Source organism: Salmonella sp. SAL-020 (genome assembly GCF_017372215.1).
Lineage (GTDB): Bacteria > Pseudomonadota > Gammaproteobacteria > Enterobacterales > Enterobacteriaceae > Salmonella > Salmonella enterica.
The window spans coordinates 3,411,640-3,425,356 of record NZ_CP071690.1 but is presented as its reverse complement, the minus strand read 5'-3'; the positions used below and the strand labels follow the sequence as shown (position 1 = coordinate 3,425,356).

Here is a 13,717-nt window from a genome sequence, read left to right as displayed (position 1 = left end):
CTAGTCGCCGGTAAGTAATTTTGCGATGGCCGCTGACCACGGCGTCAAATCGCCGATATGGTCGCTAACCCAGGCCGGATGGTAATAGGTATCCAGATAGCGATCGCCGCTATCGCACAATAACGTCACGATAGCGCCGGTTTCTCCAGCCTCGCGCATCCGGGCCGCAAGCTGCAGCGCTCCCCACATATTCGTGCCGGTAGAGGCGCCGACTTTACGGCCTAGCTGCGTTTCCAGCCAGTGTGCGGTGGCAACGCTGGCGGCGTCCGGCACGCGCAGCATCTCATCCACGACATCCGGAATAAAAGAAGGCTCTACTCGCGGACGACCAATTCCTTCAATTTTACTGCCTACCGGGCTGCGTAATGAAGCGTCGCGATCCTGCCAGTAAGGTAAAAAGACGGAATTTTCCGGATCCACCACCATGAGCTGAGTATCATAGCCCTGGCAGCGAATATAGCGCCCAATCGTCGCAGAGGTTCCGCCCGTTCCGGCGCTCATGACGATAAATCGCGGTACCGGATGGGGTTCGTTGCGCATCTGGCGGAAAATACTGTCGGCAATATTATTGTTGCCCCGCCAGTCGGTAGCTCGTTCTGCGTAGGTAAACTGGTCCATATAGTGACCGTTCAGTTCATGCGCCAGCCGCTCGGAGGCGGCATAAATTTCGCAGGCGCTCTCCACAAAATGACAGTGGCCGCCGTAAAATTGAATCTGTTCGATTTTACGTTTTGCGGTACAGGCGGGCATGACGGCGATGAACGGCAGTCCCAGTAAACGCGCGAACCAGGCTTCGGAAATCGCCGTTGAGCCTGATGATGCTTCAATAATCGGAGTGCCTTCTTTAATCCAGCCATTGCACAACCCATAAAGGAACAGCGAGCGCGCCAGACGATGCTTGAGGCTACCGGTGGGATGCGTGCTTTCGTCTTTCAGGTAAAGCTGGATACCTGGAAATGCCGACAGGGGCAAACGAATAAGATGCGTATCCGCCGAGCGCTGGTGGTCAGCGTTAATTTCATTAATGGCATTTTTAACCCAATTGCTACTCATCATTAATATCCATTTATCATTTTGTGCCAAGAGTAGCGAAAAGTACGGAAAAAATTGTTGCTATTTGACCTTTAAATTACAATGTAAGGAGAAAAATATTCTCTATGGAGTGGGTATGTTAGATAAAATTGACCGTAAACTGCTTTGCTTATTGCAGCAGGACTGTACCCTCTCTTTGCAGGCGCTGGCGGATGCCGTTAATCTGACGACAACGCCTTGCTGGAAGCGGCTTAAACGCCTGGAAGATGACGGTATCCTGCTTGGCAGGGTCGCGCTGCTGGACCCGGAAAAACTGGGGCTGGGATTAACCGCTTTTGTGTTGATAAAAACGCAGCACCACAGCAGTGAATGGTACTGTCGGTTCGTGACCGTCGTCTCTGAGATGCCGGAAGTGCTTGGCTTCTGGCGGATGGCGGGGGAATACGACTATCTGATGCGAGTTCAGGTGGCCGACATGAAGCGGTATGACGACTTCTATAAACGTCTGGTCAATAGCGTCCCAGGACTGTCAGACGTCACCTCCAGTTTTGCGATGGAACAGATTAAGTACACCACCTCTCTGCCCATTGAATAATTCTCCCGGTATTGCCGGAAATCATATCAGGAAATAACGCGTGCGATTATTTGCTCAATTAAGCTGGTACTTTCGCCGGGAATGGCGTCGCTATCTTGGCGCGGTGGCCCTGCTTATGCTTATTGCGATGCTTCAGCTGATCCCGCCCAAAGTGGTGGGGATTGTCGTGGATGGCGTAACCGCACAGCATTTTACTCCAGGCCGAATAGCGATGTGGATTGGCACCATTGCCCTGATCGCCGTAGTGGTCTATTTGTTGCGCTATGTCTGGCGCGTGCTGCTGTTTGGCGCTTCTTATCAATTAGCCGTTGAACTGCGTGAAGATTATTATCGCCAGTTGAGTCGTCAGCATCCTGAATTTTATCAGCGCCATCGGACGGGCGATCTTATCGCGCGTGCGACGAATGATGTGGATCGCGTCGTATTTGCGGCGGGCGAGGGCGTTCTGACGCTGGTTGACTCGCTGGTAATGGGCTGCGCGGTACTGATTGTCATGTCGACGCAAATTAGCTGGCAGCTAACGCTATTAGCGCTGTTGCCGATGCCGATTATGGCGCTGATGATCAAACGTTACGGCGATCGGCTGCATGACTATTTCAAACTGGCGCAGGCCGCCTTCTCCAGCCTGAACGACCGCACGCAGGAGAGTCTGACCAGCATCCGTATGATCAAAGCGTTTGGTCTGGAGGACCGCCAGTCTTCGCTGTTTGCGGCGGATGCCGAAGATACCGGCAAGAAAAATATGCGCGTGGCGCGTATTGACGCGCGTTTTGATCCAACCATTTACATCGCCATTGGCATGGCGAACCTGCTCGCGATTAGCGGCGGAAGCTGGATGGTGGTTAACGGCAGCCTGACGCTGGGCGAACTCACCAGCTTTATGATGTATCTGGGGTTGATGATTTGGCCGATGCTGGCGCTGGCCTGGATGTTTAATATCGTGGAGCGGGGGAGCGCCGCTTACAGCCGCATCCGCGCCATGCTGGCGGAAGCGCCGGTAGTTAAGGATGGCGAAGAGCCGGTCCCGGCGGGGCGCGGCGAACTGACGGCGGCCATTCGTGAGTTTTGCTATCCGCAAACGACGCATCCGGCGCTGGAGAATGTGAACTTTCGTCTTAAACCGGGTCAGATGCTGGGGATATGCGGTCCGACCGGCGCGGGGAAAAGCACAATATTGTCGCTTATCCAGCGCCATTTTGATGTGACGCAGGGAGAGATCCGTTTCCATGACGTGCCGTTGACGCATCTGCAGCTGGATAGCTGGCGTAGCCGACTGGCGGTCGTCAGCCAGACGCCGTTTTTGTTCTCGGACTCTATTGCCAATAATATTGCGCTCGGACGCCCGGAGGCGACTCAGGAGGAGATTGAACAGGTGGCGCGTTTAGCCAGCGTACATGAGGATATTCTCCGTTTGCCTCAGGGCTACGACACGCAGGTAGGTGAACGTGGCGTCATGTTATCGGGAGGGCAAAAACAGCGTATCTCGATTGCCAGAGCGCTACTGTTAAATGCGGAAATTCTGCTTCTCGATGATGCGCTTTCTGCAGTAGATGGCCGCACGGAGCATCAGATTTTGCATAATTTGCGCCAGTGGGGCGAAGGGCGTACGGTCATCATCAGCGCGCATCGTTTATCCGCGCTGACCGACGCCAATGAAATTATCGTTATGCAACATGGTCATGTTGTTCAGCGCGGCGATCACGATCAACTGGCGCAGCAGATTGGCTGGTATCGCGATATGTATCGCTATCAGCAACTGGAGGCCGCTCTGGATGACGCGCCGGAACGCGGCGAGGAGGCGGTGAATGCGTAGTTTTGGACAGCTATGGCCGACGCTGAAACGGTTGCTGGCGTATGGCTCGCCATGGCGAAAACCGCTCTCTGTCGCGGTGATGATGCTGTGGATTGCGGCGGCGGCGGAGGTTAGCGGTCCGCTGCTGATCAGCTATTTCATTGATAACATGGTGGCCCGCCACCATTTACCGTTGGGCAAGGTCGCGGGGCTGGCGGCCGCCTATGTGGGGCTACAGTTTCTGGCGGCGGGTCTCCATTACGCCCAGTCTTTATTATTTAACCGGGCGGCCGTTGGCGTGGTTCAGTCCTTGCGCACGGACGTCATGGATGCCGCCTTGCGTCAGCCGCTAAGCGCCTTCGACACGCAGCCTGTCGGACAATTAATTTCACGCGTGACCAACGATACGGAAGTCATCCGCGATCTGTACGTCACGGTCGTCGCAACGGTATTACGTAGCGCGGCGTTGATCGGCGCCATGCTGGTCGCTATGTTCAGCCTTGACTGGCGGATGGCGCTGGTGGCGGTTTTGATTTTTCCGGCGGTATTGACCGTGATGGTCATTTATCAGCGCTACAGCACGCCGATTGTACGCCGCGTGCGGGCATACCTGGCGGATATTAACGACGGCTTTAACGAAATCATCAATGGGATGAGCGTAATCCAGCAGTTTCGCCAGCAGGCGCGCTTCGGCGAACGCATGGGCGAGGCCAGCCGCTCGCACTACATGGCGCGGATGCAGACGCTGCGCTTGGACGGCTTTTTATTGCGTCCGCTGCTTAGCCTCTTTTCCGCGCTCATTTTATGCGGTTTGTTGATGCTTTTCAGCTTTACGTCTGCCGGCACGATTGAGGTCGGGGTGCTGTATGCGTTCATTAGCTATTTGTCACGTCTGAACGAGCCGCTCATTGAACTGACCACCCAGCAATCCATGCTACAGCAGGCGGTTGTGGCGGGAGAGCGTGTTTTTGAACTGATGGATCGCCCGCGCCAGCGCTATGGCAGCGACGACAGGCCGTTACAAAGCGGGGCGATTGATATTGATCATCTGTCGTTTGCTTACCGCGACGATAATCTTGTTTTACAGGACATTACGCTATCAGTACCGTCCCGTAGCTTTGTGGCGCTGGTGGGGCACACCGGCAGCGGGAAGAGCACGCTCGCCAGCTTATTAATGGGGTATTACCCCCTGACACAAGGCGAAATTCGGCTGGATGGGCGAGAAATCGCCTCTCTTAATCATCGCGTTTTACGCCAGGGCGTGGCGATGGTTCAACAGGACCCGGTAGTGATGGCGGATACCTTTCTGGCTAATGTGACGCTGGGGCGCGATGTCTCCGAGGCGCAGGTGTGGCAGGCGCTGGAAACGGTACAACTGGCAGATCTGGCGCGCGGCCTGAGCGACGGGCTGCATACGCATCTCGGCGAGCAGGGAAATACGCTGTCCGTCGGGCAAAAACAGCTATTGGCGCTGGCGCGCGTGCTGGTTGACGCCCCGCAAATATTAATTCTTGATGAAGCGACGGCCAGCATCGATTCCGGCACTGAGCAGGCGATACAGCAGGCGCTGGCGGCGATTCGCGAGCGCACCACGTTGGTGGTTATTGCCCATCGGCTATCGACAATCGTGGAGGCGGATACCATTCTGGTTCTCCATCGCGGCCAGGCGGTGGAGCGCGGGACGCATCAACAATTGCTGGCGGCGCAAGGGCGCTACTGGCAAATGTATCAATTACAGTTAGTTGGCGAGGAGTTAGCCGCCAGCGTACACGAAGAACCCGGCCCTGCGGCATAAGGTTTGGCACCACAGGGCAAAGCCTCGCCCATTATGCACCGTCGTGGTGCGTTTTTCTTTCCCTGCTTCGATTTTGGGGCGCGTCAATATAAAGACGCGCCGCTAACTGCGCTTTTCCTCGCTCGCCAGCTTCTGGCACATCCTTTGCAATATCCATTCTGAAGAGTCCATGCGCGGCGGCAGCCGTTACCTAATTCTGACTGGAGGGTTCTATGAAGCTGGTTACCGTGATTATCAAACCGTTCAAGCTGGAGGACGTGCGGGAGGCGCTTTCTTCCATTGGCATTCAGGGACTGACCGTCACCGAAGTGAAAGGGTTTGGCCGTCAGAAAGGACACGCCGAACTGTATCGCGGCGCGGAGTACAGCGTGAATTTCCTGCCGAAGGTCAAAATTGATGTGGCTATCGCCGACGACCAACTGGAAGAGGTGATCGATATCATCAGTAAAGCGGCTTACACCGGAAAAATTGGCGACGGCAAAATTTTCGTCGCGGAGCTCATGCGCGTTATTCGGATTCGTACCGGCGAAGCTGACGAAGCAGCGCTGTAAGACCCGCCACACAGCAACAGGAAATGAAAAAATGAAGATAGCGATGATAAAAACCACACTGGCTTCACTGGCGCTGCTGCCTGGGCTAACGATAGCCGCGCCGGCGGTTGCCGATAAAGCGGATAGTGCTTTTATGATGATTTGCACCGCGCTGGTGCTGTTCATGACGATACCGGGTATCGCGCTGTTTTACGGCGGATTAATTCGCGCCAAGAACGTGTTGTCAATGTTAACGCAAGTGACCGTCACCTTTGCGCTGGTCTGTATTTTATGGGTGGTGTACGGCTATTCGCTGGCTTTTGGCGAAGGGAATCATTTCTTCGGTAATACCGATGGGGCGATGTTGAAGAATATCGCGTTGACGGCGGTAACGGGGACGATTTATCAGTATATTCATGTCGCGTTTCAGGGATCTTTCGCCTGTATTACCGTCGGGCTGATTGTCGGCGCGCTGGCGGAGCGTATTCGTTTTTCGGCGGTGCTGATTTTTGTCGTGGTGTGGTTCACGCTCTCTTATATCCCGATTGCGCACATGGTGTGGGGCGGCGGCCTGCTGGCTGCTCACGGCGCGCTGGATTTTGCCGGTGGTACGGTGGTGCATATTAACGCCGCTATCGCCGGGCTGGTGGGGGCTTATTTAATTGGCAAACGCGTCGGCTTTGGGAAAGAAGCATTTAAACCCCATAACCTGCCGATGGTCTTTACCGGTACTGCGATTCTGTATATCGGCTGGTTTGGGTTTAACGCGGGTTCTGCGGGTAGCGCAAACGAGATAGCAGCGCTGGCCTTTGTGAACACCGTGGTGGCGACCGCCGCCGCGATTCTGGGGTGGATTATCGGCGAGTGGACTCTACGCGGTAAGCCTTCCCTGCTGGGGGCGTGTTCCGGCGCGATTGCCGGTCTGGTCGGCGTGACGCCAGCCTGTGGCTATGTTGGCGTTGGCGGCGCGCTGGTTATCGGCGTTATTGCGGGTCTGGCGGGATTGTGGGGAGTCACCATGCTTAAACGTCTGTTACGGGTAGATGATCCGTGCGACGTATTTGGCGTTCACGGCGTTTGCGGAATAGTCGGCTGTATCCTGACCGGCGTTTTTGCCGCCAGTTCGCTGGGCGGCGTCGGCTTTGTCGACGGCGTTACGATGGGACATCAGGTGATGGTACAGCTGGAAAGTATTGCTATTACGGTCGTCTGGTCCGGCGTTGTCGCGTTTGTTGGTTACAAACTGGCGGATATCCTTGTTGGACTGCGTGTACCGGAAGAGCAGGAGCGCGAGGGGCTGGATGTGAACAGTCACGGCGAGAATGCGTATAACGCGTGATTGCGCAACATGCCTGATGGCGCTGCGCTTACCCAGTCTACCGTAGGCCGGATAAGCGCAGCGTCATCAGGCCATTAACGCCGCATAGCGGCACGTTTTTTAATTGTGATTGCGCATTACCCCTTCCTGCACGGTTGAAGCGACCAGCGCGCCATCCTGAGTATAAAACTCGCCGCGAACAAAGCCCCGGGCGCTGGAGGCGGAAGTGCTCTCCACGCTATAAAGTAGCCATTCATTAAAATTGAACGGACGATGGAACCACATAGAGTGATCGATCGTGGCGATCTGAATGCCCTTTTCCAGAAAACCGATGCCGTGAGGCTGAAGCGCGACGGGAAGGAAATTCAGATCCGAGGCGTATCCCAGTAAATATTGATGGACGCGAATGTCATCCGGAACGGTGCCGTTGGCGCGAATCCATACCTGACGCACAGGCGCGGCGACGTGACCTTTCAACGGATTGTGAAATTCGACGGGACGAATTTCCAGCGGGCGATCGCAGAGAAACTTTTCTTTCAGAATCGGCGGCAGTAAATGCGCCAGCGATTGCGCGATTTCCGTTTCTGACGGTAGTCCTTCCGGCCCGACTGCTGTCGGCATGGTTTTTTGATGTTCAAAACCCGGTTCCGGCGCCTGGAATGAGGCGGTCATGTAAAAGATGGGTTTCCCGTTCTGAATTGCGGCAACGCGGCGGGCGCTGAAGCTATTCCCATCGCGCAGCACTTCTACGTCATAGATAATGGGTTTTTGGCTATCGCCTGGCCGCAGAAAATAACTGTGGAATGAATGCACCAGTCGCGCTTCCGGCACCGTTTCTTTGGCGGCATAGAGCGCCTGGCCCACCACCTGACCGCCAAATACCTGGCGCAGCCCTAAGTCTTCACTTTGGCCCCGAAAGAGTCCTTCTTCAATTTTTTCCAGATTCAATAATGTCAGCAAATTATTCAGTGTCTGACTCATACATACTCTCCAGGTGACAACGATGCCGAAGCGAGGTAGGGCAGAGTATAACGCAATTTTGCAAGTGGTCCGATGGGTACAAAAGTCTGAATAACAGACCAATTCCAGGCAAAAATGAGTGACATGTGCCACACTTAATCACGTTATGTTTCTGTTAACCACTCTTCCGGCGGGGGGAAAGGCCTGCTGGTGCATTGATGATAAGGAGAATTGAATGAAACTCGTGCACATCGTAAGTGGTTTAGCGGTTGCGATATCTCTGGCGGCCTGCGCTGATAAAAGCGCTGATATCCAGACGCCTGCGCCAAACCCTAACATGTCGATTACAGCTAACCAGTCTACTATTCAGCAACCCAATGTTTCCGGTACCGTCTGGATCCGCCAGAAGGTCGCTCTGCCGCCAGATGCGGTGCTGACCGTGACGCTTTCAGATGCTTCGCTGGCTGATGCGCCGTCTAAGGTGCTGTCGCAAAAAGCGGTACGTACCGAAGGTAAACAGGCGCCTTTCAGTTTTGTGTTGCCGTTTAACCCATCAGATATTCAACCTAACGCGCGTATTCTCCTGAGCGCGGCCATCACCGTTGACAATAAGCTGGTATTTATTACCGATAGCGTGAAACCGGTGATTAACAATGGCGGCACTAAAGCGGATCTGACGCTGGTACCGGTACAGCAAACGGCGGTGCCTGTGCAGGCCAGCGGTGGTGCGACGACGACGGTTCCATCGACTTCGCCGACCCAGGTCAATCCGTCTTCTGCCGTTCCTGCGCCTACCCAGTATTAATCCTGCGCCAACCCTCTCCGTTACGGAGAGGGTTAATACACCCAGCGATAGCGTTGTAAATCGATTTGTCCGCTTCCCGACACCACTACGCCTTCCGCCAGTAATGCCTGACGTTGCCGCTGTAGATCCGGCCCGGTAAGTGATATTGCGCCCTGGCGGTTCACCACCCGATGCCATGGTAAAGTGCTGCCTTCCGGCAGACGTTTTAAAACTCCGCCGACCTGACGCGCTGCCCGAGGGGAACCGGCAAGCCGGGCGACATCGCCGTAGGTCGTGACAAACCCTTCCGGGATCGAAGCGACGATTTGCCAGACGCGTTGAGGAAATGTGTCCTGAATATCCATAATAGAATCCTGCGTTAATGCTTCAGGATAATCTGGAATAAGGGGGGAGGAAAGCCCGGATGCGCAAGAAACCAGCATCCGATGCCTGATGGGTTGCAATTGCACGATATAGCAGTGATAATGCGCCTGCGCGTTGGTTCACAACGCTCTCAATGGGGGCTCTGTTGGTTCTCCCGCAACGCTACTCTGTTTACCAGGTCAGGTCCGGAAGGAAGCAGCCAAGGCAGATGACGCGTGTGCCGGGATGTAGCTGGCAGGGCCCCCACCCATTTGTGCCTCTCCACACTGTTCTTTTCTGCTGTGCGACGTTATAGCCGCTGTTCCGCCCAAAGAATAAATGCCGTAGCGGGTAGGGGCTTACTGTATAACCAGCCCTGACCATAATGTACGCCATGCTGGCGTAGCCACTGTTCTTGCCTGGTCGTTTCGATGCCTTCTGCGACCATCTTAAGTTTGAGCGTTTTCGCCATTTCAATAATATGCGGCGTGACGTTTTTATATTCCAGCGCATCGACAAAAGATTTATCAATTTTAAGGACATCCACATCCAGATTTTGTAAGTAGCTGAGGCTGGAATAGCCGGTGCCAAAGTCATCAATATAAATTGAATGTCCCGCGTTACGGTATCTGGCGACAATTGGCGCGCTGGTTTTCGGATCGGCGAACTCGCGTTCCGTTAACTCAAGCGCGATTTGCGACGGAGAAATTTGGCTACGGTTCAGCAGCGTGCTTAACAGCGTCGGCAACGTTTCCGACGCCAGATCGGATGCCTCAAGATTGATTGAAATATGTTGTTCGGGGTGGGACTTTAACCAACTCCCCATGTCTTCAAAAACGGTGTCGATGATTAGCCGGGTTAGCGGCTCCGTGAGCCCGGTTTGTTCAGCCAGCGCGATAAAAATTTCCGGCGAAAGGAAAGTGCCGTCCGCCTGTTGCCAGCGAGCTAAGGCTTCGGCACCGACAATTTTTCCGCTGCTCAGGGAGACAATAGGCTGATAGTGTACGTTAATTTCGCGATTGTCTATCGCATCCTGGAGACGGTGGCGGGGCGACTGTAGCCGACGCAAAATACGCAGAATAAAGGCCGCGGCCAGCAGACCCGTTACGATGCCCGCCGGTAGCCAGATAAACGCCTGTCGATACCAGCTCCTTTCCAGCGGAGCGGTCGGTGCCCAGCTTACGATAGTAATGCCCATTTCCGGAAAGGGGTGGATAGCATACTGAATGCCTCGGTTTTCCAGCCGCAGGGGCGTCTCATGGTGAATGAGCGGAAGAATAGCGGGGTCAAGGTTACCGCTGCTGGCAACCACAGTATTGCGTTCCCGGCCAATAATAGCGACGTCAATCGGCCATGCGCCAAACGGAATCACATCGATAAAGGACGCCGGGTCGATCATCACGATATAGCTGTCGCTCCCGAGTGCCGCCATATAACGTTTTATACCCAGATCGTTTTGCGCCGTAAACCAGGCGCGATAACCGTCGCGAGTGATTTTCATGGGCGGAGGGAAAGCGGGAATATGGCTCTCTTTTTCAAGTGAGGAGCAAACGGGAATCGAATTTTTAAGATACAGAACTTCCTGGACATACCGAAAGCTATAAGACACGCGGCGCATGGCGAGTAAATGGGCGCTGCTGCAGGGCTCGCCTTTAAAGGAGGCAATATGCGTTAACGCGGCTTTTGCCTGGTCACTGACCCTTTCTGTACGTAGCGCCACCCGGGACGAGAAGATATCCAGCTCTTCGTTAAACCTTTTTTCAACTTGACGGTGCGCCAGCCACAGGCTCAATCCTATCGGGAAAAGGACAGACAGGATAAGCACTCCCGTTACCAGGCTGACCAGATGTCGTGTTGTCACAGTGATGTCCTTATAAACACAGCGTAGAGAAAGTATATCCGATCGTAAATCGCGCCCTTGAATGATAAAGCTATTTTATCGATTTTACAGATACAGGGGCCAGACTAACGCGTTACGCCACGTTGCTTTTGCCGCCAGGAAGAGATCGTGAATGTTTACCGGTTGAAAAAGGAGCATTGATAGCGTATTTTATTGTTATGTTATAACATAATTGAGAGAGCGCAATGAAACCTGATATTCATCCTGTATACCGCACCGTCGTATTTCACGACACCAGCGCAAATGAATATGTGAAAGTGGGATCAACTATCAAAACTGAACGTGAAATCGAACTGGACGGCGTGACATATCCGTATGTCACTATTGATGTGTCATCAAAATCGCATCCTTTTTATACCGGTAGACAGAAAACGTTTGATAGCGAAAGTAGCGCCGCACGCTTCCAGAAACGTTTTGGTCATTTTATCGGCGCTAAACGGGGGTAAATGAAATGCAGGTGTTAAACTCACTTCGCAATGCAAAACAACGGCATCCGGATTGCCAGATAGTCAAACGCAAAGGACGCTTATACGTGATTTGTAAAACAAATCCGCGTTTTAAGGCGGTTCAGGGGCGTAAAAAAAGACGTTAAAAAACCAACGGTTCAGGGAAAGCAGTGCGTACCAGGGAGGGTGCGCACTTTTTTATTACCGGCTGGCTTCTGCGCGGGCCAGCGTAAAAATATCGTAGAAGGAAAGTTCGCCCTTACGGGCAACCATTTTTTGCAGCTGGACTTTATGTTCATTATCCACCTGTGGAGACTGAAGAATCGTCTCAATGAGCGTGGGGGGAACAAAGCGGGTGTTGTACCATTCGCCGTTGTAACAGACCCGGAGGTCCAGCACATCGATGTCGTTATAGTGATAACGCGGGGCGATGTCGAAAAAGAAGAAGCCATTAAATGCGATAAATAACACCACTAACAGCCACACTGACCCCACCAGCGTTTCTGATTGCAGCATGACCGCCAGCGTCGCAAACCAGGCTGCATACATCGCGATAAATAACCCAGGATGCTTGCGGATAAAACTGATACTAAAACGCGGCCTGTTATCGCGTTTTTCACGGACGTTTAAGTCATCAATAGTTTCGCTAAGCAGGCGCTGTATCTCTGTCATCTTTTGCCTTCATGATTTCTGCGACATAGGGGGTAGTAACAGCCCATTTTAAAGGGAGGTGTAACGTGAAAAAAGTAACAGATTAACCACGAATTAGCATAACAGTTATCATTTGAACTACAATTTTTTAATGATTCGCGCCGGATTTCCGCCTACCACGACGTCTGGCGGTACGTTTTTTGTCACCACAGCGCCTGAAGCGACGACGACGTTATCGCCGATGGTTACGCCAGGATTAACGACGGCTCGTCCGCCTATCCAGACGTTATTTCCGATAGTGACGGGTTTACCTAATTCTCTGCCGCTGTTGCGTTCGACGGCGTCCAGCGGGTGCGTGGCGGTATAGATATGTACCCCTGGCGCGAGCATACAATTATCGCCAATATGAATAGGGCAAACATCAAGCATGACGCAGTCGAAGTTAGCGTAAAAGGAGTGACCAAGAAAAATATTATAGCCGTAGTCGCAACGGAAGGAAGGTTCAATATAGGCGTCTTCGCATCGACCCAACAGGTCGCGTAAAATCGCCTGACGCTTATTTATTTCATCAGGCGTAGTATAATTGTATTGATGGATGAGTTGACGCGCCCGCAGTCGATCCTGGCATAAAGTTTCATCGGTCGGGCAATACAGTGCCCCAGCGATCATTTTTTGTTTTTCGTCACTCATCGCGCGCTCCCCTTGGTGGATATTATCGCAATAGAAGCAATAATAAAGTATTAGAGGGAACGTTCCCTGCTATTGCTATGTGATCTATATCACTGTTCTATAATAGCCCGTTGTGTTATTAGCCAGAACGAGGAGGCAGATAACACCTGCGTGTTCTCTAAAAAGTAATGTAGCGTGATTAACGAATGAATTTCCATACTGAAGAGGGGATCTTGTCGTAGAGTTTGTTCATCGTCAATTCTGCAAGACGGTGATCCGCAGCTGAGTAAAATACAGCCAGCTCATTGTCGGACAATTCATATTTATTTTTCTCAATGACGCGCTCCAGAGTGTCAATTGTCTGACAGCGCCGTAAACGCATCAAATAATCAGTTTTAGTTAATGGTTTATCAGACATAAATTCTACCTATGATTGTAATAATTTTTAACAAGACAAACTAACAGGATTGGCCCTGGTGGCGTTGACGAAACAACGGAACAGGCGGTTGCCCGATTTACGCCATTTTTGCAAATCCTGCGTATTAATACCATAGCTGCTGAACAACATAAAGGTGTCGTCCAGGTATTCATCTATCTGCGCAATCAATTTATTGTCTTCATTGTACTTAATTTTATAATTAAGCGCGAAAGTTGCAATATGCTCTATCAGCTCATTGAGCTGCAGGTTGACTGCTGAGGTCGGGTCATTAACCCAGCCATGGTTGCTTTCTTCAAGGTTTGCAAGACAGTCATGATACAGGGTTTCGCAAAGAAATTTAAGCTGTGCTATATCATGTCTTTTGGGTGAGTATTCGTCCATAATGCATCCCCTTTTTAGTGGCTTAAACTAACCGAACACCTTCGGGATGGATACAACTAACT

Annotated in this window: 17 protein-coding genes and 1 other RNA gene; 9 read left to right on the top strand and 9 right to left on the bottom strand. The window is 52.6% G+C overall.

The window, feature by feature from the left end; all coding sequences use genetic code 11:
* On the bottom strand, positions 1–1,056 hold the full coding sequence (gene cdsH, locus J1G48_RS16785) for a cysteine desulfhydrase (RefSeq protein ID WP_000987849.1): 1,056 nt from the start codon (positions 1,054–1,056) through the stop codon (positions 1–3).
* A 112-nt stretch (positions 1,057–1,168) separates the two neighbouring features.
* Between cdsH and decR the strand changes: the two genes are divergently transcribed.
* Genes decR through J1G48_RS16770 form a run of 3 tightly spaced genes read left to right on the top strand, consistent with a single transcriptional unit; the run spans position 1,169 to position 5,214 of the window.
* Positions 1,169–1,627 carry a DNA-binding transcriptional regulator DecR gene (decR, locus tag J1G48_RS16780; protein ID WP_000884593.1) on the top strand — a complete coding sequence of 153 codons (459 nt, stop codon included), beginning with the start codon at positions 1,169–1,171 and terminating at the stop codon, positions 1,625–1,627.
* Between the two features lie 40 nt (positions 1,628–1,667).
* Positions 1,668–3,440 (top strand): SmdA family multidrug ABC transporter permease/ATP-binding protein, encoded by a 1,773-nt coding sequence (locus J1G48_RS16775; protein WP_001235566.1) that lies wholly within the window; start codon positions 1,668–1,670, stop codon positions 3,438–3,440.
* Positions 3,433–5,214 (top strand): SmdB family multidrug efflux ABC transporter permease/ATP-binding protein, encoded by a 1,782-nt coding sequence (locus tag J1G48_RS16770; protein ID WP_001256083.1) that lies wholly within the window; start codon positions 3,433–3,435, stop codon positions 5,212–5,214. The genes J1G48_RS16775 and J1G48_RS16770 overlap by 8 nt, the downstream gene beginning before the upstream one ends.
* Before the next feature lie 31 nt (positions 5,215–5,245).
* Here the strand turns inward: J1G48_RS16770 and J1G48_RS23550 are convergent, their stop codons facing one another.
* Positions 5,246–5,371 (bottom strand): hypothetical protein, encoded by a 126-nt coding sequence (locus J1G48_RS23550; RefSeq protein ID WP_016712120.1) that lies wholly within the window; start codon positions 5,369–5,371, stop codon positions 5,246–5,248.
* A gap of 55 nt (positions 5,372–5,426) precedes the next feature.
* On the opposite strand from J1G48_RS23550, the gene glnK reads away from it, so the two are divergent.
* Positions 5,427–5,765, top strand: a complete 339-nt coding sequence (gene glnK / locus J1G48_RS16765; protein ID WP_000780341.1) for a P-II family nitrogen regulator — start codon at positions 5,427–5,429, stop codon at positions 5,763–5,765.
* Between the two features lie 31 nt (positions 5,766–5,796).
* The gene (gene amtB, locus J1G48_RS16760) at positions 5,797–7,083 is read left to right on the top strand and encodes an ammonium transporter AmtB (protein WP_000684917.1); all 1,287 of its coding nucleotides are present in this window, start codon (positions 5,797–5,799) and stop codon (positions 7,081–7,083) included.
* 99 nt (positions 7,084–7,182) lie between these two features.
* On the opposite strand, the gene tesB is transcribed toward amtB, so the two are convergent.
* On the bottom strand, positions 7,183–8,043 hold the full coding sequence (gene tesB / locus J1G48_RS16755) for an acyl-CoA thioesterase II (protein ID WP_000084176.1): 861 nt from the start codon (positions 8,041–8,043) through the stop codon (positions 7,183–7,185).
* 214 nt (positions 8,044–8,257) lie between these two features.
* Between tesB and J1G48_RS16750 the strand changes: the two genes are divergently transcribed.
* Entirely contained in the window at positions 8,258–8,827 is a 570-nt protein-coding gene (locus J1G48_RS16750) for a YbaY family lipoprotein (protein ID WP_000779802.1), read from the top strand.
* 32 nt (positions 8,828–8,859) lie between these two features.
* Here the strand turns inward: J1G48_RS16750 and J1G48_RS16745 are convergent, their stop codons facing one another.
* Entirely contained in the window at positions 8,860–9,249 is a 390-nt protein-coding gene (locus J1G48_RS16745) for an MGMT family protein (protein ID WP_000961287.1), read from the bottom strand.
* Positions 9,250–9,333: 84 nt separating this feature from the next.
* Between J1G48_RS16745 and ffs the strand changes: the two genes are divergently transcribed.
* An RNA gene (gene ffs, locus J1G48_RS16740) (signal recognition particle sRNA small type) lies at positions 9,334–9,430 on the top strand.
* 49 nt (positions 9,431–9,479) lie between these two features.
* On the opposite strand, the gene J1G48_RS16735 is transcribed toward ffs, so the two are convergent.
* Entirely contained in the window at positions 9,480–11,030 is a 1,551-nt protein-coding gene (locus J1G48_RS16735) for an EAL domain-containing protein (RefSeq protein ID WP_000213140.1), read from the bottom strand.
* A 224-nt stretch (positions 11,031–11,254) separates the two neighbouring features.
* On the opposite strand from J1G48_RS16735, the gene J1G48_RS16730 reads away from it, so the two are divergent.
* Together J1G48_RS16730 and ykgO are read left to right on the top strand one after the other, a co-directional pair.
* A complete protein-coding gene (locus J1G48_RS16730) occupies positions 11,255–11,515 on the top strand; it encodes a type B 50S ribosomal protein L31 (protein WP_000801415.1) in 261 nt (86 codons plus the stop codon).
* A 5-nt stretch (positions 11,516–11,520) separates the two neighbouring features.
* The gene (gene ykgO / locus J1G48_RS16725; protein WP_001197749.1) at positions 11,521–11,661 is read left to right on the top strand and encodes a type B 50S ribosomal protein L36; all 141 of its coding nucleotides are present in this window, start codon (positions 11,521–11,523) and stop codon (positions 11,659–11,661) included.
* Positions 11,662–11,716: 55 nt separating this feature from the next.
* Here the strand turns inward: ykgO and J1G48_RS16720 are convergent, their stop codons facing one another.
* From J1G48_RS16720 to tomB, 4 genes are all read right to left on the bottom strand, one after another.
* On the bottom strand, positions 11,717–12,187 hold the full coding sequence (locus tag J1G48_RS16720; protein ID WP_000136183.1) for a YlaC family protein: 471 nt from the start codon (positions 12,185–12,187) through the stop codon (positions 11,717–11,719).
* 117 nt (positions 12,188–12,304) lie between these two features.
* Entirely contained in the window at positions 12,305–12,856 is a 552-nt protein-coding gene (gene maa / locus J1G48_RS16715) for a maltose O-acetyltransferase (RefSeq protein WP_001278793.1), read from the bottom strand.
* 178 nt (positions 12,857–13,034) lie between these two features.
* A complete protein-coding gene (locus J1G48_RS16710; protein ID WP_001280991.1) occupies positions 13,035–13,253 on the bottom strand; it encodes an HHA domain-containing protein in 219 nt (72 codons plus the stop codon).
* 27 nt (positions 13,254–13,280) lie between these two features.
* Positions 13,281–13,655 carry an Hha toxicity modulator TomB gene (tomB, locus tag J1G48_RS16705; protein ID WP_000344807.1) on the bottom strand — a complete coding sequence of 125 codons (375 nt, stop codon included), beginning with the start codon at positions 13,653–13,655 and terminating at the stop codon, positions 13,281–13,283.
* Between the last annotated feature and the right edge of the window lie 62 nt (positions 13,656–13,717).

What these genes read in the sequence shown, in the direction of transcription:
- cdsH (WP_000987849.1), bottom strand. Translation starts at nt 1,056, where the DNA reads ATGATGAGTAGCAATTGGGTTAAAAATGCCATTAATGAAATTAACGCT.
- decR (WP_000884593.1), top strand. Translation starts at nt 1,169, where the DNA reads ATGTTAGATAAAATTGACCGTAAACTGCTTTGCTTATTGCAGCAGGAC.
- J1G48_RS16770 (WP_001256083.1), top strand. Translation starts at nt 3,433, where the DNA reads ATGCGTAGTTTTGGACAGCTATGGCCGACGCTGAAACGGTTGCTGGCG.
- J1G48_RS23550 (WP_016712120.1), bottom strand. Translation starts at nt 5,371, where the DNA reads ATGGATATTGCAAAGGATGTGCCAGAAGCTGGCGAGCGAGGAAAAGCG.
- glnK (WP_000780341.1), top strand. Translation starts at nt 5,427, where the DNA reads ATGAAGCTGGTTACCGTGATTATCAAACCGTTCAAGCTGGAGGACGTG.
- amtB (WP_000684917.1), top strand. Translation starts at nt 5,797, where the DNA reads ATGAAGATAGCGATGATAAAAACCACACTGGCTTCACTGGCGCTGCTG.
- tesB (WP_000084176.1), bottom strand. Translation starts at nt 8,043, where the DNA reads ATGAGTCAGACACTGAATAATTTGCTGACATTATTGAATCTGGAAAAA.
- J1G48_RS16750 (WP_000779802.1), top strand. Translation starts at nt 8,258, where the DNA reads ATGAAACTCGTGCACATCGTAAGTGGTTTAGCGGTTGCGATATCTCTG.
- J1G48_RS16745 (WP_000961287.1), bottom strand. Translation starts at nt 9,249, where the DNA reads ATGCTGGTTTCTTGCGCATCCGGGCTTTCCTCCCCCCTTATTCCAGAT.
- J1G48_RS16730 (WP_000801415.1), top strand. Translation starts at nt 11,255, where the DNA reads ATGAAACCTGATATTCATCCTGTATACCGCACCGTCGTATTTCACGAC.
- ykgO (WP_001197749.1), top strand. Translation starts at nt 11,521, where the DNA reads ATGCAGGTGTTAAACTCACTTCGCAATGCAAAACAACGGCATCCGGAT.
- J1G48_RS16720 (WP_000136183.1), bottom strand. Translation starts at nt 12,187, where the DNA reads ATGACAGAGATACAGCGCCTGCTTAGCGAAACTATTGATGACTTAAAC.
- maa (WP_001278793.1), bottom strand. Translation starts at nt 12,856, where the DNA reads ATGAGTGACGAAAAACAAAAAATGATCGCTGGGGCACTGTATTGCCCG.
- J1G48_RS16710 (WP_001280991.1), bottom strand. Translation starts at nt 13,253, where the DNA reads ATGTCTGATAAACCATTAACTAAAACTGATTATTTGATGCGTTTACGG.
- tomB (WP_000344807.1), bottom strand. Translation starts at nt 13,655, where the DNA reads ATGGACGAATACTCACCCAAAAGACATGATATAGCACAGCTTAAATTT.